The organism is Ovoidimarina sediminis (assembly GCF_032586175.1).
In the GTDB taxonomy this organism is placed as follows: Bacteria; Pseudomonadota; Alphaproteobacteria; order Rhodobacterales; family Rhodobacteraceae; genus Ovoidimarina; species Ovoidimarina sediminis.
Map to the genome: position 1 here is coordinate 145,758 of NZ_JAWHTE010000002.1, position 18,926 is coordinate 164,683.

At 66.4% G+C, this 18,926-nt stretch carries 17 protein-coding genes; 8 read left to right on the forward strand and 9 right to left on the reverse strand.

The genetic code is table 11. The features are described 5' to 3' along the window. Positions 1-24 precede the first annotated feature (24 nt). The 4 genes from trhO (at position 25) to RXV90_RS03670 (ending at position 4,748) form a co-directional block, all read left to right on the forward strand. Positions 25-927 carry an oxygen-dependent tRNA uridine(34) hydroxylase TrhO gene (trhO, locus tag RXV90_RS03655; RefSeq protein WP_316646942.1) on the forward strand — a complete coding sequence of 301 codons (903 nt, stop codon included), beginning with the start codon at positions 25-27 and terminating at the stop codon, positions 925-927. Between the two features lie 118 nt (positions 928-1,045). After that, positions 1,046-3,088: a putative bifunctional diguanylate cyclase/phosphodiesterase gene (locus RXV90_RS03660; protein WP_316646943.1), complete on the forward strand. Its 2,043-nt coding sequence runs from the start codon at positions 1,046-1,048 to the stop codon at positions 3,086-3,088. Between the two features lie 509 nt (positions 3,089-3,597). Next, positions 3,598-3,798, forward strand: a complete 201-nt coding sequence (locus RXV90_RS03665) for a hypothetical protein (RefSeq protein WP_316646944.1) — start codon at positions 3,598-3,600, stop codon at positions 3,796-3,798. 251 nt (positions 3,799-4,049) lie between these two features. Further along, positions 4,050-4,748, forward strand: coding sequence for an HAD family hydrolase (locus RXV90_RS03670; RefSeq protein ID WP_410482340.1), 699 nt, complete (start codon positions 4,050-4,052; stop codon positions 4,746-4,748). A gap of 253 nt (positions 4,749-5,001) precedes the next feature. Here the strand turns inward: RXV90_RS03670 and RXV90_RS03675 are convergent, their stop codons facing one another. Then, on the reverse strand, positions 5,002-5,499 hold the full coding sequence (locus RXV90_RS03675; RefSeq protein WP_316646946.1) for a hypothetical protein: 498 nt from the start codon (positions 5,497-5,499) through the stop codon (positions 5,002-5,004). A 91-nt stretch (positions 5,500-5,590) separates the two neighbouring features. Here RXV90_RS03675 and RXV90_RS03680 point away from each other — a divergent pair, with 91 nt between their 5' ends. The 3 genes from RXV90_RS03680 to RXV90_RS03690 all read left to right on the forward strand — a co-directional run bounded on the left by RXV90_RS03680 (position 5,591) and on the right by RXV90_RS03690 (position 7,984). Then, positions 5,591-6,169, forward strand: a complete 579-nt coding sequence (locus tag RXV90_RS03680; protein WP_316647167.1) for a TetR/AcrR family transcriptional regulator — start codon at positions 5,591-5,593, stop codon at positions 6,167-6,169. Between the two features lie 442 nt (positions 6,170-6,611). After that, positions 6,612-7,022 carry an ester cyclase gene (locus RXV90_RS03685; RefSeq protein ID WP_316646948.1) on the forward strand — a complete coding sequence of 137 codons (411 nt, stop codon included), beginning with the start codon at positions 6,612-6,614 and terminating at the stop codon, positions 7,020-7,022. Positions 7,023-7,177: 155 nt separating this feature from the next. Further along, positions 7,178-7,984: a class I SAM-dependent methyltransferase gene (locus RXV90_RS03690; RefSeq protein WP_316646950.1), complete on the forward strand. Its 807-nt coding sequence runs from the start codon at positions 7,178-7,180 to the stop codon at positions 7,982-7,984. Between the two features lie 30 nt (positions 7,985-8,014). Here RXV90_RS03690 and gyrB read toward each other — a convergent pair whose 3' ends face one another. Then, positions 8,015-10,432 carry a DNA topoisomerase (ATP-hydrolyzing) subunit B gene (gene gyrB, locus RXV90_RS03695; RefSeq protein ID WP_316646951.1) on the reverse strand — a complete coding sequence of 806 codons (2,418 nt, stop codon included), beginning with the start codon at positions 10,430-10,432 and terminating at the stop codon, positions 8,015-8,017. A gap of 228 nt (positions 10,433-10,660) precedes the next feature. On the opposite strand from gyrB, the gene RXV90_RS03700 reads away from it, so the two are divergent. Then, positions 10,661-11,215, forward strand: coding sequence for a hotdog family protein (locus RXV90_RS03700; protein WP_316646952.1), 555 nt, complete (start codon positions 10,661-10,663; stop codon positions 11,213-11,215). Positions 11,216-11,288: 73 nt separating this feature from the next. On the opposite strand, the gene RXV90_RS03705 is transcribed toward RXV90_RS03700, so the two are convergent. The 7 genes from RXV90_RS03705 to RXV90_RS03735 all read right to left on the reverse strand — a co-directional run bounded on the left by RXV90_RS03705 (position 11,289) and on the right by RXV90_RS03735 (position 18,877). Continuing rightward, positions 11,289-11,909, reverse strand: a complete 621-nt coding sequence (locus RXV90_RS03705; protein ID WP_316646953.1) for a LysE family translocator — start codon at positions 11,907-11,909, stop codon at positions 11,289-11,291. A 261-nt stretch (positions 11,910-12,170) separates the two neighbouring features. After that, entirely contained in the window at positions 12,171-13,259 is a 1,089-nt protein-coding gene (gene recF / locus RXV90_RS03710) for a DNA replication/repair protein RecF (protein ID WP_316646954.1), read from the reverse strand. A gap of 53 nt (positions 13,260-13,312) precedes the next feature. Then, on the reverse strand, positions 13,313-14,431 hold the full coding sequence (gene dnaN, locus RXV90_RS03715) for a DNA polymerase III subunit beta (protein WP_316646956.1): 1,119 nt from the start codon (positions 14,429-14,431) through the stop codon (positions 13,313-13,315). A 164-nt stretch (positions 14,432-14,595) separates the two neighbouring features. Further along, entirely contained in the window at positions 14,596-15,774 is a 1,179-nt protein-coding gene (gene doeA, locus RXV90_RS03720) for an ectoine hydrolase DoeA (protein ID WP_316646958.1), read from the reverse strand. After that, entirely contained in the window at positions 15,771-16,949 is a 1,179-nt protein-coding gene (locus RXV90_RS03725; RefSeq protein WP_316646959.1) for an ABC transporter permease, read from the reverse strand. The genes doeA and RXV90_RS03725 overlap by 4 nt, the downstream gene beginning before the upstream one ends. A 4-nt stretch (positions 16,950-16,953) precedes the next feature. Continuing rightward, the gene (locus RXV90_RS03730) at positions 16,954-18,588 is read right to left on the reverse strand and encodes an ABC transporter permease (protein WP_316646960.1); all 1,635 of its coding nucleotides are present in this window, start codon (positions 18,586-18,588) and stop codon (positions 16,954-16,956) included. Between the two features lies 1 nt (position 18,589). Next, the gene (locus RXV90_RS03735) at positions 18,590-18,877 is read right to left on the reverse strand and encodes a DUF1330 domain-containing protein (protein ID WP_316646961.1); all 288 of its coding nucleotides are present in this window, start codon (positions 18,875-18,877) and stop codon (positions 18,590-18,592) included. Positions 18,878-18,926 lie beyond the last annotated feature (49 nt).

The window sequence follows — 18,926 nt, forward strand, 5'->3', positions numbered from 1 at the left end:
GGCGCGTCGGATAGAAAACGCGCCATGTATGTCGTCGCCGCGCTTTACAGGTTCACGAGGGTCGAGAACCCCGCCGGGCTGAAGCCCGCGCTTCTCGACGCCTGCGTGGCGGGCGGGGTGACGGGCACGCTGATCCTGGCCGAAGAGGGGATCAACGGCACGATCGCGGGGCCCGAGGCGGGGATCGGCGCGGTGCTGGATCATATCCGCGGCCTGCCCGGATTCGCCGCGCTGGAGGTGAAGTTTTCCACCGCCGCAGAGGCGCCGTTTCAGCGGATGAAGGTGCGGATCAAGCGCGAGATCGTGACGATGGGCCAGCCCGGGGTGGACCCGCTGGCGGCGGTGGGCCGCTATGTGGAGCCCGGCGACTGGAACGCGCTGATTTCCGCGCCCGACGTGGTGACGATCGACACGCGGAACGATTACGAGGTGGCGATCGGGAGTTTCACGGGGGCTGTCGACCCCGAAACGCGATCCTTCACCGAGTTTCCGGCGTGGTGGCGGAAGAACCGGGACCGCTTCGAGGGCAAGCGGATCGCGATGTTCTGTACCGGGGGGATCCGGTGCGAGAAATCGACGAGCTTCCTGGCGGGCGAAGGCGTGGAGGAGGTGTTTCACCTCAAGGGCGGGATCCTGAAATACCTTGAAGAGGTGCCCGAGGAAGACAGCCTGTGGGAGGGCGCGTGCTTCGTCTTCGACCGGCGGGTTTCGGTGGAGCACGGGCTGGCGGAGGGGCCGCACCGCCTGTGCCACGGCTGCCGGCGGCCGCTTCTGCCCGAAGACCTGGACCGGCCGGAATACGAGCGCGGCGTGAGTTGCCACCACTGCATCGCAGAGCATGACGCCGCCGACCGCGCGCGGTTTCGCGAGCGCCAGCGGCAGATCGACCTGAGGGCCGCGCGGGCGACGGAGGACGGGGCCGGCTGAGCCCTGTCAAGGCCACGGTTTCCAACGATTTTAAGGAAAGTCTCCGACCCGGGTTAACCCGGGCGAAACCCTGCTGACGGCATATCTCGTTTCCTGAGAAGAAGTAGTGAGTCGTCAAGTGATACGGCTGAATTGTCCCGATTTCGGGCTGCGCGATCCGCGCCGGCTTTGGCAGCGCTATGTGATGGCGCTGGGCCTCGTACTGGCCACGGTGCTTGTCGGGCACACGATGTACGGCAACGCGCTGCGCGATCTGAACCCGCTTCTGGCGTCGGTGAACGACGTGAACCAGCAGCAGATTCTGGGCAACAAGATACTTCTCGTGCTGAGGAACGAGGAACGGCGGCCGGACGGGGAGGTTCTGAACAGCCTGCGGTCGAGCGTTGATCTGTTCGAAGCCGCCCATGACCGGGCTGTCGCGGTGGCGCAGCGGGTGCCGGCGGTGCGCGCGCATTACTTCGATGCCTCGGGGCCCATGCTGGATGCCCGCGCACGGGATTTCGTGACGGCGGTGCGCGATGTGCTGCGGCAGCTTGAAGAGGGTGTGCCGCCGGATCTGGCGAACTCCGCGCTCTGGTCATTCCAGGACAACGGGTTTCAGGGATACCTGACAACCTCGGTCCGCCTGTTCGAGGAGGCCGCGCTGGAGCGGACGGCCCGGGCCTATTGGGCGCGCGACGTTCTGACGATGACCGCGCTTCTGATCCTGGTGCTGGAGGCGGTGTTCATCTTCTGGCCGATTCAGAAAGCCGTGACCTCGGCGATGGACCGGCTGTCGCGGTCGAACCGAAACCTGCGGGAGAAATCACGCGTTCTGTCCTCCTATGCCGGGCGGCTGGCCTATGCGGCGTTCAACGATCCGCTGACCGGGCTGTACAACCGCAAGAAACTTCACGACGAGCTTGAGACGCTTCTGGGCCGGGGCGACCTGGACGAGCGGCGGGTCTGCGTTCTTCACATCGACCTTGACGGGTTCAAGGAGGTGAATGACCGGTTCGGCCACGCGGTGGGCGACGCGGTGCTGAAACGGGTGGCCGAGATCATGCGCTCGCGGGTGCGATCGAGCGACCTGATCGGGCGGATCGGCGGCGACGAGTTCGTGATCGCGCTGGAGCACCGGGTGGCGGACGGGGAGGCGTGGGTCGAGGCGATTTGCGAGGAACTGATCGCGAAGATCAGCGAACCGTTGCGGGTTCTCGACGTCGAGGTGAAGATCGGGGCGAGCATCGGATACACCTATGCGACGCCGGAGATGGCGAATGCCGATGTGCTGATCTCGAATGCCGATATCGCGCTTTACAGCGCGAAGCGGGCGGGGCGCGGGCGGGCGCAGTTTTTCACCGGGTCGATGCGCGCCGGGATCGAACAGCGCCAGCGCACGATACGCGAGATAGAGGGCGCGCTTCTGACCGGGGCGTTCAAGCCCTATTTCCAGCCGCAGGTGTCGATCCGCACGGGCGCGGTTGTGGGGCTTGAGCTTCTGGCGCGGTGGCAGCATCCCGAGCGCGGGCTTCTGACGCCGGGGGATTTCCTGCCGATCGCCGAAGAGACCGGAGTGATCGACGCGATCGACACGCGGCTGACGGTGGACGGGCTTGATTTCCTGGCCTCGCTGCACGGGGCGGGATGGGACGGCCTGACGATGTCGATCAACGCCTCGGCCCGGACGATGCGGTTTTCGGACTATCCCGCGCGGCTGAAGGAAGCGGTGGTGGGGCACGGGCTCGACCCGGCGCACCTGGTGGTGGAGATCCGGGAATCGGAGCTTCTGGCCGATGGCGAGGGGCAGTTCGCGGCGAATATCCGGGCGCTGTCGGAGGCGGGTTTCCGGGTGTATGTGGACGATTTCGGCGCGGGCTATGCCTCGCTTGCGCATCTTTCGGCGCTGAACATCCACGGGCTGAAGATCGACCGGACGCTGATCGCGAACGTGGCCGCGGAACGGACGGAGCAGGTGGTGGCCGCGGTGATCGGCATGGCGGAGGCGATGAAGTTCGCGGTGGTGGCGGAAGGGGTGGAGACCCCGGCGCAGTTTTCCGCCCTGCAGCGGCTGGGAGGGCAGGCCGCGCAGGGCTTCGGCATCGCGACGCCGATGCCGATGGAGGAGGTGCGCGGCTGGCTCGACTCCTACGGCGCGCGGGAGCGGGCGGATCACGCGTAGCGCGGCCCCGGGAGGCGGGCCGCCTGCCGGGGGGATGAAGACGGCCGCCTGATCGGCGGGGGTTCGTCCCGGGGCGGGGCGGCGGTTCTTGAAGGTCGGGATCGCCGCGCGTCGGAAAGGCGGGCCGGACATGAATGCGCTGGTGGCGCGGGGAAGGCCGGCGGCGCGGAGCCATTCGACGGTGGCGCCGCGCGCGCGGGAGCTGTTTCCGGGAGGCACGCCGTCTGTGTCGGGACGGCGGCGGTGACCCCGAGGCTGATCCTTCCGGGCCGCTGACGGGCGGCGCGGGCGCAGGGCCGCGCCGGGGCCGCGATCGCGGCGCTGAGAAGGCTGGCGCCGCGGGCCGCGCGGAGCGGGCGCGATGGCGATGGCGATGGCGATGGCGATGTTGCGGAATTGCCGGCGGAGACGGTTGTGGTGGGTGATGTCATCCCCCCCCCCCCGAGGCCGGGCACGCGGATCCCGGCGGATCGCGCGGTTCCGTCGGGCCGACCAACGTGGATGAGAGCATGCAGAGGGGCGAACCCGTGCCGGTGGACAAGGCCGCGTGCGATGCGGTGACGGGCGGTATGGTGAATGGGTCCGGCGCTTCGGATGCGGAAGACGGCGGCGAGCCGGGCGGATGGGCTTCTGGCCCGGATCGTCGCGATGGTGGCGGAGGCGGGGGCGCGGAGGCGGGGGCGCGGGGTTCGCAGATGTGGCCGGGATAGGCGCAGGCCGAGGTGGAGGGGCGGCATGGTGAATGGGATCGGCGCGCTTCGGATGCGGAGGACGGCGGCGAGCGGGGCGGATGGGCTTCTGGCCCGGATCGTCGCGATGGTGGCGGAGGCGGGGGCGCGGAGGTGGGGCGCGGGGTTCGCAGATGTGGCCGGGATAGGCGCACGGGCCGAGGTGGAGGGGCGGCGCGTTCTGGTGGAAGCGCGGTGGTTCCTTCGATGCCGGAGGGACCCGGCCGGGGGCGCTGGCGGGCGAGGGCCGCGCGAACGCGGGCCGAGGCGAAACGCCTGTTCGCGTGGCGTTCGATGGGGCCGCGGTGGACGTGTCCGACCCGGTGAAACCCGGGGCGGCGGAAGCGATTGCGGCGCTTCACGGCATGGGCCTGAAAGCGGCGATGGTGACGGGCGGCACGCGCGCCACGGACAAGGCGATCGCCGCGCGTCTGGGGATCGACGTGGTGCATGCCGCGTTGAGGGCTGGCGGCACGGTGGAGGCGCCGGACGCGATCCGCGCCGGGCATGGGGTGCTGGCCGTTCCGGGCGACGGGATCGACGATGCGCCTGCGTTCGCCCGTGCCGATATCGGGCTGGTCATGGGGGCTATGGCGCTGCGTCCGGTGATCGTGGTGACGATCGCGCTGCGGTTGCGGCGGCTGAAGGAAACGCGGGGCGTGGCGGAGAGAAGGGGCCGCCCGGCAAGGACGATCCGGTATTGCGAGGAGACCGGGCGGGTGGAACCGGCGCGGACGGCGGCCGGCTATCGCGCGTTCCGGGGGAGCGGCGTGCACGCGCTGGATGTTCCAGGGGCGGGCGCGTCCGGAGCTTTGCGAGGACAACGGCCGCACGCACGCGGAGGTGAAGGAGATCGCCACGCGCCACCTGGGCGAGATCGATTGGAAGACCGGGGGATCTTCAGGGGAGGCGGACGACGCCGTCGCACCTGATCGATGCCTGCGCGGCGGATCACCGGCCGGATTGCCCGATCCTGAGATCGCCCGGGGGAGGCGGGGTGATCGGCGTTTGCCCCGGCCCGGTGACGGGCCAGGGAGGTGCCGGTTTGAGTTCTATACCCCCCGGCGCAACGCCACCATTTGCGCCAGAGCTCGATGGCCATACGGCGGTGGTTCGGCCCCTCGAGGGCCAGTCTCGGACTGTCTGTCATGGGTCGCTCGACTGCCTGCCACGGCACGGGGGGCGTCAGACGTAGCGCTCGTCCTGCGCGGCCATGTCGGCCTCGGACGTGCTTTCAAGGTATTCCCGGAACGATTTGCTGAAGCCAAGCCGCCGCTCGCGCCACCACCGCTGCGTCCCCGGCCTGTGAAAGAACCACAGGAGGTTGTCGCGGTGACCGTCCCAGAATTCATCGTCGATCATGCCGGACCGGTACTGGAAATAAGCGTTCTCGTACTTTCGAAAAAGACTGATCCCCAGATAGGCGAACTGGAGGTATTCGTCTTCGTCCAGTTGATCGGGATCCGCCATGCCGAGGGCGTAGAGTTTCGATTTCTCTTTGCTTTCGCCGACGATGGCCGCCATGTCGCCGAGCGCGGCAACGGCCGTCTGATAGGTTTGGGAGTAGGTCGCGCGGGTGCTGGCGCGGACCTGGATTGCCAGATAGACGACCGTGAGCGCGACAGCGACCGAACCGACAACGCCTGACGCGATCTGCACGAGTTCCAGTGTCACGGTGCTCACCCCGGAACCTCCCGATTTGCAGGACTTCGGATGGCGCGAGGGTATCAGCGCCCGTATTTCACGTCGCCTCACTAGTGAGTATACCTTGGCGATGGAAACGGACGGGCACGATACCAAGGGCAGGATACTTCGGGCGGCCTATGAGCTTTTCTACCGGCAGGGATTCACGCGGGTCAGCGTCGACGCGATCGCGGAGCGCGCGGGTGTCACCAAGCGGACGATCTATTATCACTTTGCCAGCAAGGACGACGTGATCGCCGCCGTGATGGAGGTGCAGCATACCTACCTGTTGCGGCAATATCAGGGCTGGGTGAACCCGTCGTCCTGCACCGCGACGGAGATTGTCGCGGATGTCTTTGCCAGGCTGCGGATCTGGGCCGATGCGCCGGACTGGCTGGGATCGGGGTTTTCGCGGGTGAGCGCCGAGCTTGCTGATATGCACGGGCATCCGGCGCGGCGGGCGGCCAGCCGGCACAAGGCCGCTGTCGAAACCTGGCTGGCAGAGAGGTTTTCCGCCACCGGCCTGGGGGATGCCAGCCAACTTGCCCGGCAGATCATGGTGCTGATCGAGGGCAGCATGAGCCTGGCACTTCTTCACGGGACCACCGAATACATCGGTTCGGCAATGGCCGCAGCGCAAAGGCTGGTCGACGCGGCGGCGCGGCCCTAGGGCATAACCGGTTCCTGCGGAAACGGCTTAGAGGGCGCGGAGCCACCATTTGCGCCAGAGCTTGATGGCCATACGGCGGTGGCTTGGCCCCTTCAGGGCCAATCTCAGAATTTCTGTCATGGGTATACTCGAATGCCTGCCGCGGCACGGGTTGGTCCCGCGCTCATGCCCGATACATCGCGCCCCGATCGCGATTCGGTCAAGTGGGACGGGGGACTGCGCCGGCGCGTGGCGCGATTCTGCAACGCAGCGGGCGGCGGAAGATTGCCGAACCTTCGGGGGGTATGGGGTGGGAACGCATCGCTCGGGCGGGCGGGGGCACCTGGCGGATCGCGACGCCTTTCGGGAAATGTTTTTGAGAACCGGCCTGCCGGGCGTACCGTGGATCGTGTCTTGCGAGTGAGGAGTCAGTTGCAAAAAAATAATTCCGAAGGGACAGACAATGAGTATTGAAACAACCGCACGGGAGTTTTTCGAAGCCTGCGAGACCGGCAAGGGCTGGGACGGGTGCAAGGATTTCTGCCACGAGGGCGCGACGTTTTCCGCGCAGGCCGATGCCCTGGCCGATGTGACCACGCTGGAAGGCTATGCCGAATGGATGAAGGGCCTGTTTACGCCCATTCCGGACGGTCACTATGAGCTCAAGGCGTTTTCCACCGATGCGGAGCGGGGGATCGTCACGGCGTTTGCGGTGTTCCACGGCACCCATTCGGTGGACGGCCCGGTGCCCGCCACCGGGAAGACGATCGCGGCGGATTACGTTTATGCCATCGCGTTCGATGGCGACAAGATCGGTCACATGACGAAGATCTGGAACGACGCGCATTCGCTGAAGCAGCTTGGCTGGGCCTGACCCGGTTTGAAGGCGCCCGCGCCGGAGAAGGCGCGGCGCCACCATTTGCGCCGGTGTAGGGCGCGGATCTTCGTTTGGGGCCGGGGTGTCATCCACGGCAAGGCCAAACGACCTACGACTTTCCTGAGACAGATCCCTGAAAGGAGGGCGATCTCATGAGCAAGGGTGCTACGAAGGAAGAACTCGAGGCCGGACGTGGGTATGAAGCGCTGTTTGTCCCCGCGCTTTTCGCGCCATGGACGCATCATCTGATCCGGGGGGCCCGCGCCGCTGAAGGTCAGAGCGTGCTGGACGTTGCGTGCGGCTCCGGCGTGCTTGCCCGCGACGTCAGATCAAGGACCGGACCTGCGGGAAGGGTTGTCGGGCTTGATCCTGCACCGGGGATGATCGCGGCCGCTTCCGAGATCGAACCCGGTATCGAATGGGTTTCGGGGGCGGTAGAAGATCTGCCCTTTGAAGACGGCACGTTTGACTGCGTCGTCTCGCAGTTCGGGATGATGTTCTTTCAGGACAAGGCCAAAGCCGCTTCGGAGATGCGCCGCGTGATCAAGCCCGGCGGGCATCTTGCGGTCGCGGTCTGGAATTCGCTGGACAGCAACCCCGCCTATAACGACATCATTGCCGTTCTGGACGAGAGGGTGAGCACCGAAGCGGGAGACGCGTTGCGCCTGCCCTACTCCCTGGGCGATGCTGACGCGGCGGTTTCGGTGTTCGAGGGTGCGGGTTTCGAGGCGGCGGCGTTCGAGACCCGGACCGAACAGGCGCGGTTTCCGACGTCACGCACGATGGTGGAAGCCGAATTGCGGGGATGGCTGCCGCTGTTCGGCATCACGCTCTCGGAAGAGAAGATCGCGGAGGTCCTGGTTCAGTCAGACAGCCGGCTGGCGGCCTATGCATCCGGGAATGGCGAGGCCGTTTTTCCGACCTCCGCCCATATCATAACCGCGAAGGCGCCGGCGTAGACAGCAAGGCCGGCAGGGCGGGGCGCGCCCCTAGAGATCGAGGTTCGCCACCGACAGTGCGTTCGTCTGGATGAACTCGCGCCGGGGTTCGACGACGTCGCCCATGAGCTTGGTGAAGAGATCGTCGGCCTCGGCCACATCCTCGACCTTGACCTGCAGGAGGGTGCGGGCCTCGGGATCGAGGGTGGTTTCCCAGAGCTGGCCGGGGTTCATTTCGCCGAGGCCCTTGTAGCGCTGGAGGGAAAGGCCGCGTTCGCCCTCTTCGAGGATCGCGTCGAGCAGATCGAGCGGCCCGTAGATCGGGATCAGCCGTTCCTTGCGGACGAGGGTGGCGGGGGCAGCGTAGACCTCCTGCAAGGCTGCGGTCAGCGCGCCGAGCCCGCGCGCCTCGGGCCCGCGGAGGACGGGGCCGTCGATGGTGCGGGTTTCCTCGACGCCGCGGACGATGCGGGAAAGGCGAAGCCCCATGTCCTGGGTCGGGCGGCCGGACCAGCCGCGCTCGTATTCGAGCGCCACGAGATCGAGCCGGGTGGCGACGCGTGTCGCGACGCCCTGAAGATCGGCGTCGACCGCGCCGGGCAGGAAGGCCCCGGCGATGGCCGCCTGTTCGAGGATCGGCCGGGCATAATGGGTGGGGAAGTTTTCGACGGCGTTGCGGGCCGCGCGCGCCTCTTCCACCACGCGGGCGAGATCCTGCCCCACGATTTCCTCGCCCGAGCCGAGCCGGAGGACGGCACCGTCGACGCCCTGCTGAATGAGGTAGTCGTCAAGTGCCGTCTGGTCCTTGAGGTACACTTCCGACTTGCCGCGCGCGACTTTGTAAAGCGGCGGCTGGGCGATGTAGAGATAGCCGCCCTCGATCAGTTCCGGCATCTGGCGGAAGAAGAAGGTAAGCAGCAGCGTGCGGATATGGGCGCCGTCGACATCGGCGTCGGTCATGATGATGACCTTGTGGTAGCGCAGCTTGGTGATGTCGAACTCATCCCGCCCGATACCGGTGCCGAGCGCCATGACGAGGTTGCCGATTTCCTGGCTGGACAGCATCCGGTCGAAGCGGGCGCGTTCGACGTTCAGGATCTTGCCCTTGAGGGGCAGGATGGCCTGGGTGCGGCGATCGCGGCCGGTTTGCGCCGAGCCCCCGGCGCTGTCGCCCTCGACGATGAAAAGCTCGCGCTTTTCGGGATCGCGTTCGGAGCATTCCTTGAGCTTGCCGGCGAGGAAGTTCACGTCGGTCGACGCCTTCTTGCGCGTCATCTCGCGCGCCTTGCGGGCGGCTTCGCGGGCCAGCGCGGCCTCGATGATCTTGCCGACGATCATCTTGGCGGGGCCGGGGTTTTCCTCGAACCATTCGGCGAGTTTTTCGTTCATCAGGCCTTCGACCGCGGGGCGCACCTCTGACGAGACGAGCTTGTCCTTGGTTTGCGACGAGAACTTGGGGTCGGGGACTTTCACGGACAGAACGCAGGTCAGCCCTTCGCGGGCGTCATCGCCGGTGAAGGAGACCTTTTCCTTCCGCGCCGCGCCCGACTGGCCGGCATAGAGGTTCAGGGTGCGGGTGAGCGCGCCCCGGAAGCCGGCGAGGTGCGTGCCCCCATCGCGCTGCGGGATGTTGTTGGTGAACGGCAGCACCATTTCGTTGTAGCTGTCGTTCCACCACATCGCGACTTCGACGGTGATGCCGTCGCGTTCGCCCTCGATGAAGATCGGTTCCTCGATCAGCGGGTGCTTGTGGCGATCGAGGTAGCGGACGAATTCGCGTACCCCGCCTTCGTAGTGCATTTCGACGGTGACCGGTTCGGCGGGGCGTTCATCGGTGAGGACGATGCGGACGCCGGAATTCAGGAAGGCGAGTTCGCGGAGGCGGTTTTCGAGCGTCTTGAAGCTGTAGTCGAGGTTCGAGAACGTCTTGGTGGAGGCAAGGAAGCGCACCTCGGTGCCCTTCTTGCCCTCGGCGTCGCCCACGACCTTGAGGTGTTCGGTGGTTTCGCCGCCTTCGAAGCGGGCGGTGTGTTCCTTCCCGTCGCGCCAGATGCGCAGTTCGAGCCAGTCCGAGAGCGCGTTCACGACCGAGACGCCGACGCCGTGGAGGCCGCCCGAGACCTTGTAGGAGTTCTGGTCGAACTTCCCGCCCGCGTGAAGCTGGGTCATGATGACTTCGGCGGCCGAAACGCCCTCTTCGGGGTGCAGATCGACGGGGATGCCGCGGCCGTTATCGTTCACCGAAACGCTGGAATCGGCGTGGATCGTGACGACCACGCGGTCGGCATGGCCCGCCAGAGCCTCGTCGATGCCGTTATCGACGACCTCGTAGACCATGTGGTGCAGGCCGGAGCCGTCGTCGGTGTCGCCGATATACATACCGGGACGCTTTCTGACCGCCTCTAAGCCTTTGAGAACCTTGATCGAATCAGCGCCGTAATCATCGGGCTGGCGGGCTGCGTCTGCCATGCAGGCCTTCCTTGCTCTTTTTCCGGATTTTATAGGCGTTTTGGGGGGTATTGTCACGCCGGACACCCCAATATTTGGTGATTTCTCGCGGTAATTGCAACGACATGCGGGGGTTTCGGGGGTCGGCGGGACTGTGCCGTGACGCTGCGTCACCGGAACCCGGGGCGTCGGGGCGACGTTTGTCCGGCATCTGCGCGTCTGAGCGCGCCTGATGTAGGAGAAAGACCGATGAAACGCACTGCCATTTTCGCCGCCGGATTTGCCTTTTCGGCATCGCTTGCCGCCGCGACGGTGGCTTTTGCTAGGGAAGAAACCGTCAGCAAAGTCGACGTCTACGCCGAAATCGAGGACGTGCAGAACGCCAACGCACTTCAGTTCTGGCCCGATATCGAGACCGATCTTCAGGCCGTCATCCAGGCGATGCTGGGCAACCGGGCGACCGATGACGGGATGGAAATGACCGTTCGGATCGACGAGGTGAGCCTGTCGGGGTCGGAGCTTCTGACCGGTGAGGGTGAATTCAACCGCCTGCAGGGCTGGGTGTACTTCAAGGAGCCGGTCGATGCCGAACCGTTGTTCCAGGCCGAGATTACCGTGGATGCCGAAACCGGCGCGATCGATCTGAGCCGGGTGGAAGGCGATGTCGTCATGATCAAGATGCCGGACATGCCCGATTTCTACACCGCGCTTCTCGTTGGCTTTGCCGATGTCGCGGTGGGCCAGATCGACGATGCGGCGGAGTACCGCCCGGTGTTCGAAGAAAACCGCTCACAGTCGAACTGACGCCGGCGCGTTGTCTGTGAGATTTGCGAAGGCCCTGTCCCCGTGTGGCGGGGCCTTTTTCCGTTTCGGGGGATCAGGTGAAGGGGATCACGAGGCCCACGGCGATCAGCATGAGCCCCGCGGCCGTGTTGGTGCGGCGCAACGCGGTGGGCGAGGTGAGAAGGCGACGCGCGCGATCGATGAAGAAGGCGAAGGCGATGTTGCCCAGAAGCGGCACGATCAGCGAGGCGGTGACGATGGCCGCGATATCGGGGCCGGTGACGCGGGTGAGATCGAAGAAGCCGGGCAGCACGCCCATGTAGAAGAGGATGGCCTTGGGGTTGCCGAGGATCACGGCGACGCCGGCGAGGAACCCCGCCCATTTGCCGGGGCGGGTGAGGCGGCTGTCGGTGGCGATCGTCTTGTCGCGGGTTTTCAGGATCAGGGCGCCCATGGCGAGGAAGACGAGGGCGGCGACGAATTTCAGCACGGTCATGGCGCCCGCGAAGGAGGAGACCACCCAGGCCACGCCGAGGATCGCGAGAAGCGGCCAGAGCACATCGCCCACGACGACGCCGAGCGCGAGGGGCCAGGCGGCGTGGAAGCCGCCCGACAGGGCGCGGGCGGTGAGCGCGACCCAGACCGGCCCCGGGGTGAGGAACAGGATCAGGAGCGCGCCGCAATAGAGCGCGAGGTCGGCGGGCGAGATCGTCATGGGTGCCGCTTAGGCCCGTGGGGGAGCGGGGGCAAGATGTGGTGTGAGGGGAAGCCGCGCGGTCGACAGGCCGTGGGCTGGCGAACCGACGGTCGGGCGGCGCGGTTTATCCCGCAGCCCCGTGTGCCGGGTATTCGGTGCGCCCAGGGTCACCATATCGCCAGACCGGGGGACGGTCTGGCGATCGCGTGGCGGCTGCGCCGCTGTTCACGCTCAGCAGCGGAGCGGGAGGGAGACTGTAGGCCCGGCGGGCCGGGGCGTTCAGAGCGCGCGGAGCGTGGAGGCGCCGTCGGTGTCGGTGAGTTCGAGGTATTGCGCGCGGTCGCCCAGGGCATCGTAGAGGCCCTTCTCGGTACCGGTGAGCCAGGCCTGGCCGCCGAGCGCGCAGATCTCGTCGTAAAGGGCCGCGCGGCGGTTCGGGTCGAGATGGGCCGCGACCTCATCGAGGAGGAGGATGGGGGCGAGGCCGGTTTCCTCGGCCAGAGCGCGGGAGTTGGCGAGGATCAGCGAGATCAGAAGCGCCTTCTGTTCGCCGGTGGAACATTGCGCGGCGTCGACGCCCTTGGCGCGGTAGATGCCGCGCAGGTCGGCGCGGTGGGGGCCGACAAGCGAGCGGCCCGCGCGCAGATCGGCCGGGCGGCTTCGGGCGAGGGCCTGGGCGAGATCTTCCGCCGCCTCGGGTTCTTCAAGCGTCAGGTCGGCGGCGGGGAAGACGGTTTCGGCATCCTCCTGCGCGCCCGCGATCCGGGCGAGCGCGGTGGCGCGGTGGGCGCGGATCTTCGTGCCGTTCTCGGCCATCTGCGCCTCAAGCGCGGCGTACCAGTGGGGATCGGTAACGCCATCCTTCAGAAGCCGGTTTCGCTCGCGCATGGCGCGGTCATAGGCGAGCGAGGCCTCGGCATGGGCGGGTTCGAAGCTGAGCGTCATGCGGTCGAGGAAGCGGCGGCGACCCTCGGCGCCCTCGATCCAGAGCCTGTCCATCGACGGCACGAGCCAGAGGATGCGGGCGATGCGGCCCAGCGCCGTCTGGGGCGCCGTCTTGCCGTCGATGCGAAGCTGGCGCGGGCTGCCCGGTTCGGCGCGGGTGTCGATCTCGTGGATCTGGGGGCCGGAGCGGAGGGTGGCGGCGATCTTCCAGCCCAGCGCCTCGGGTCGGCGGATCAGATCCTCGCTTGCCGCCCGGCGGAGGCCGCGGCCGGGGGAGAGGAGCGAGATGGCTTCGAGGATGTTGGTTTTGCCCGCGCCGTTGGGGCCGTGGATGGCGACGGGGCGCGCGTCAACCTCGATCTCCGTCCGGTGGTGGGATCGGAAATGCGAAAGCGTGAGCGACAGGATCGCGAGATCTGGCATGGGGTGTCAGCCCCCGGTCGGCACGCGCCTTGCGACAGGCCCGGTCGCCCCGGTCACACGCGCATCGGCATGACGACGAAGATCGCGCTTTTGTCGTTGCCTTCGTGCATGAGCGTCGGGCGGTCGGGCGTGTCGAAGAGGAACACCGCGTTCTCGCGATCGACCTGGCTGGCGATTTCGAGGAGGTACTTGGCGTTGAAGCCGATTTCGAGCGCCTCGTCACCATAGGCCACGGCCAGTTCCTCTTCCGCCGCGCCGCTGTCGGGGGCGTTGACGGACAGCACGAGCTTGTCTTCGCCGAGGTTCAGCTTCACCGCGCGGGAGCGTTCGGAGGAGACGGTGGCCACGCGATCGACGGCGCGGGCGAATTCGGCGGCGTCGACCTCGAGCTTGCGGGCGTTCGATTGCGGGATGACGCGGGAATAATCGGGGAAGGTGCCGTCGATGACCTTCGAGGTGAGCGTGATTTCGGGCGTGGCGAAGCGCACCTTGGTTTCGGAGACGGAGACGGCGATCTGCGCCTCGTCATCATCGAGAAGCTTGCGGAGTTCGCCGACGGTTTTGCGAGGCACGATGACGCCCGGCATGGTTTCAGCGCCCTCGGGCAGATCGGCGTCGATACGGGCGAGGCGGTGGCCGTCGGTGGCGACGCAGCGAAGCGCCTGGCCGTCTTCACCGGTCGCCACATGCATGTAGACGCCGTTGAGGTAGTAGCGGGTTTCCTCGGTCGAGATGGCGAATTTCGACTTGTCGAAGAGGCGGCGGAGAAGCGGCGCGGGGGCGGTGAAGTTCGCGTCGTAATCCGTCGATGTCATCACCGGGAAATCCTCGCGCGGGAGCGTGGCGAGGGTGAAGTGGGAGCGCCCGGCCTCGACCGACATGCGGCCCGAGGCGCCGTCATCGGCCAGCGTGACAAGCGCGCCGTCGGGCAGCTTACGGACAATTTCGTGCAGCGTGACGGCAGGCACGGTGGTGGCGCCGGCGCGTTCGACCTGGGCCGGGGCCTTGTCGACCACCTCGATATCGAGATCGGTGGCGCGGAAGGTGACGGTATCGCCGTCGGCCTCGATCAGGACATTGGCGAGGATCGGGATCGTGTTGCGCCGTTCCACAACCGATTGCGCCTGGGCCACCGCCCGGAGAAGCGCCGCGCGTTCGATGGAGAATTTCATCGCTCTCTCTTTCGTCCCTGGTGCCCGGAACTAGGTGCCCGGGACCGAGAGACTACTAGCGGTTGCGGTGAGTGCAATGGGTTTTGCACCGATTTGTGCTGGGCGTGGCGCGGGCGCGACCGAAAAGGCAGCGGTTTGGGCGGGGGTTGCGGATTCGGGGCCCGTCAGCCCTTGACCAGAAGTTCCCTGGGCACGTCTGCGAGGCATTCCGGGGCCCCGTCTGTGATGGCGATGCTTTCGGTGATCTCGAGCCCCCAATCCTCCATCCAGAGGCCTGTCATGAAATGGAAGGTCATGCCCGGTTCAAGCTCGGTGCGGTCGCCGGGGCGGAGCGACATGGTGCGCTCGCCCCAGTCGGGCGGGTAGCTGAGGCCGATGGGGTAGCCGGTGCGGTTGTCTTTCTCGATCCCCTGGCGGGCGAGGACGGCGAAGAAGGCGCGCGCGATATCCTCGCAGGTGTTACCGGGGCGGGCGGCGTCGAGCCCCGCCTCCATCCCTTCGAGCACGGCCTTTTCGGCCTCGGTCATCGCGGTCGGCGGGGTGCCGAGGAAAACGGTGCGCGAGAGCGGGCAGTGGTAGCGGTGACGGACGCCCGCGATTTCGAAGAAGGTGCCTTCGCCGTCCTTCAGAGGCGCGTCATCCCAGGTGAGATGCGGGGCGGCGGCGTCGGAGCCAGACGGCAGGAGCGGCACGATGGCGGGGTAATCGCCGCCTGCGCCGATCTCATCCGACCAGCGGACGCCTTCGGCCTGGATGCGGGCGGCGAGATCGCATTTGCGGAGGCCCGGTTCTGCGATCTCGGCGATCATGCGGTGCATGCGGGAAACGAGGTGGCCGGCCTCGCGCATGAGCGCGAGTTCGGGGGCGGATTTCACGGCGCGCTGCCAGTTCACGAGCGCGGTGGCGTCGGAGATCTTCGCATCGGGGAGCCCGACGGTCAGGTGCGCGTGGGCGGCGGCGGTGTACCAGTAATTGTCCATCTCCACCCCGATCCGGGCGGTGGCCCAGCCGCGGCGCGCGATCTCGGCGGCGAGCACCTGCATCGGGTGGCGTTCGGTGGACTGAACGTAGTGATCTTCGTAGCCGACGATATCGCCCTCGGGCAGGCGCGTGGTGCGCCGCGCCCCGGCGGCATCCTGCCCCCGGCCGAACCAGATCGGATCGTGATCGGTGTGCAGCAGGACGCATTGGTGGACGTAGAAGGACCAGCCGTCATAGCCCGTGAGCCAGGCCATGTTCGACGGGTCGGAGACGACGATCAGATCGATCCCGCGCGCGGCCATGGCGCGGCGCGTCTTGTCGACGCGGCGGGCGTATTCGGCGGCCTCGAACGGCGGCCTCACCCCGGGGACATCCCGCGCAGGCGTTCGGACCGGCGGCGCAGAAGCTCGACCGTGGTAAGAAGCGCGATGGAGATGACGACGAGGATCGTGGCGACGGCGAGGATCGTCGGGCTGATCTGTTCGCGGAGGCCGGTGAACATCTGCCAGGGCAATGTCTGCTGGTTGGCGGAGCCGACGAAGAGCACGACGACAACCTCGTCGAACGACGTGATGAAGGCGAAGAGGCCGCCCGAGATCACGCCGGGCAGGATAAGGGGCATCTGCACCTTGAAGAAGGTGCGGACGGGCCCCGCGCCCATGTTGGCGGCCGCGCGGGTGAGCGAGTTGTCGAAGCCGACCAGCGTGGCCGTCACGGTGATGATGACGAAGGGGATGCCCAGCGCCGCATGGGCGAGGACGACGCCGATATAGGTGCCCTGAAGCCCGAGGCGGGAATAGAAGAAATACATCCCCGCCGCCGAGATGATGAGCGGCACGATCATGGGTGAAATCAGGATCGCCATGATCGCACGGCGGAAGGGCACGTGGGATTGCGACAGCCCGATGGCCGCGAGCGTGCCGAGCGACACCGACAGGAGGGTGGCGGCCGGGGCGATCTGGACGGAATTTCTGAGTGCCTGCTGCCAGTCGGGGTTGGTGAAGAAATCCCTGTAGTGCTTCAGCGAATAGCCCGCCGGATCGAAAGCCAGCATTTCGGGCGTGAAGGTGAAGAAATCCTCGGCGTTGAAGGACAGCGGCATCACCACGACGATCGGCGCGATCAGGAAGAAGAAGATGATGCCGCAGATCAGAAGGAACGTGTTGTGCCAGAGAACCTGGAGCGGCGTGGCGTAGAGCGGTACGCCGGAACGGTAGCGCCCGGAGGCAACCCAGTAACTGAGCCAGCCCAGCACCACGGCGACGAGGCCGCCGCCGACCGCGCCCTTGATGCCCGCGAGCAGGAAGCCCACGATCGCGAAGACCACGACGGCGGCGATTCGGCCCTGCTTGGGCGCCAGGAAGCTGACGAGGATATAGGCCGTGAGCGCGCCGGCGATGGCGCCGGCGGCGAGGCCCAGAAGCGAACTTCCGAACGATGTGCCGAGGACGAGGCCGAAGAAGGCCCCGGCCGCAGCGACCACCGGGATGGTGAAGCTCATCAGATCGGGTTTTGCGCGGGTGTCGGTCAGGCTCATGGCGTCACCCCAGGCTCACGTTGTCGATGCCGACGATGCGGTCGTAGATCCAGTAAAGCGCGAGGACGACGACCAGAAGGATCGTGCCCAGCGCCGCCGCCAGCCCCCAGTTGAGCGAGGACGAGATGTGATAGGCGATCCGGTTCGAGATGAACGTGCCGGTGGTGCCGCCCACAAGCTCCGGCGTGATATAGTAGCCGATGGCGAGGATGAAGACGAGGATACAGCCCGCGCCGATCCCCGGCACGGATTGCGGGAAGTAGACGCGCCAGAACGCCGTCCAGTTCGTGGCGCCGAGCGATTTGGCGGCGCGGACGTAGGAGGGCGGGATCGTCTTCATCACCGAGTAGAGCGGCAGGATCATGAACGGCAGAAGAATATGCGTCATGGCGACGATGGTGCCGAACTGGTTGTTGATCATGACGAGCCGCGCGTCATCGGCGACAAGGCCCATCCAGACGAGGATGTCGTTGATCACCCCCTGCTGCTGCAGAAGCACCTTCCAGGCGCTGGTGCGGACGAGAAGCGATGTCCAGAACGGGAGAAGAACGAGGATCAGGAGCACGTTCGAGGTGCGCAAGGGCAGCGAGGCCAAGAGGAACGCGATCGGATAGCCCAGGAGCACGCAGGAGATCGTGATCACGAGGGACATGAAGAGCGTTCGCTTGAACAGGAGAATGTAGATCGCCTGATCGTCGGGCTGAGCCTCGATGCCAGACGGCGTTTTCTGCAGGTCGACCGCTGTAAGGAAGTAGCCCGGCGTGTATTCGGGCGCGAAGGCCTTGATCGTGCCCCAGACTTCGACTTCGGCCCAGTCTTCCTCGATTTCGAGGAACTGATCCTTGATCGACACGCTTTCGAAATCCGCCGCCGCGTCGATGGCGGTGGCGAGGAGATCGCCGTGGGGGCCGTCATAGCTTGAAATGAAGCCCGCCCGCTCGCTTGTCAGGTCGCGGTAGAGCATCGTGTAGAGGATATCTTCGGGTTCTTCCTCGGCGAGGACATCGTCGTTCGCCTCGGTGACGACCGCTTCCCATGCCGACCAGGCGGAGGCGGTATCGACGAGGATCTCGCGCGCGCCGTCGTCGTTCATCAGGTCGATCCAGGTGGCCGGATCTTCCCAGGCCGGATCGAGATCCTGGAACTGGTCGGTATAGATATCGGTATCCATCCGCCCGATGCCCCGGCCCGTGCGCCGGAACAGCGACGAGATGCCGGTGGTTTCGTAGTTCAGGCGGGACCCCAGACGGGTGTGTTCCTTGAACTCCTCGGCGCGGAACAGATCGATGTAGATGGCGGCGAAGACATCTTCGCCCGGCGCCTCGCCGCTTTCGTAATCCCAGTCTTCGAGCGCCACGACGGTGCGCGGCAGCGTTTCGGAGACGATCTGGTTTTCGACCGACCGGAACAGCATGTCGACGATCGGGGCGATGAAGCTGACGAGGATGAAGATCAGGAGCGGCGCGATCAGGGCGAGGGCGCGGATTTTCTGGCGGCGGAGCGCGCGGGCGAGACTTTTCTTGAGCGGGGTGCCGTCGGCGGCGAGCATCGGCCCGTCCTTGGCGCGGTCGGCGTTGCGGAGCGCGTTGTCGGGCGTCGCGCCGGTGACTTGATCGGGTCCTGCGGTGGCGTCCGTCATGTTATGTTCCCTCGACGATCACGACGTCGCTTTCGGCATTGGCGCGGCGGATCGCGGCCACTTCCTGGTAGGCCGGGTCGTCCCAGGCCGCGAGCGCCTGGGCGTAGCTGTCGAACTCGACAATCACGTGGCGCTGGAGGAGGCTGCCTTCCTTCGTGTCGGAGGTGCCGCCGCGGACGATGAAGCGCCCGCCCAAGCCTTCGATGATCGGCGTGTCGCGGCGAATATACTCCTGGTACGGCTCGGGATTGGTGACCGAGACGTGAATGATCCAGTAGCCCTTCGCCATGCGTTCTGTCCCCCGGGGTGTTTCAGTGTGCCGCCGGGCGGAAAGGCCG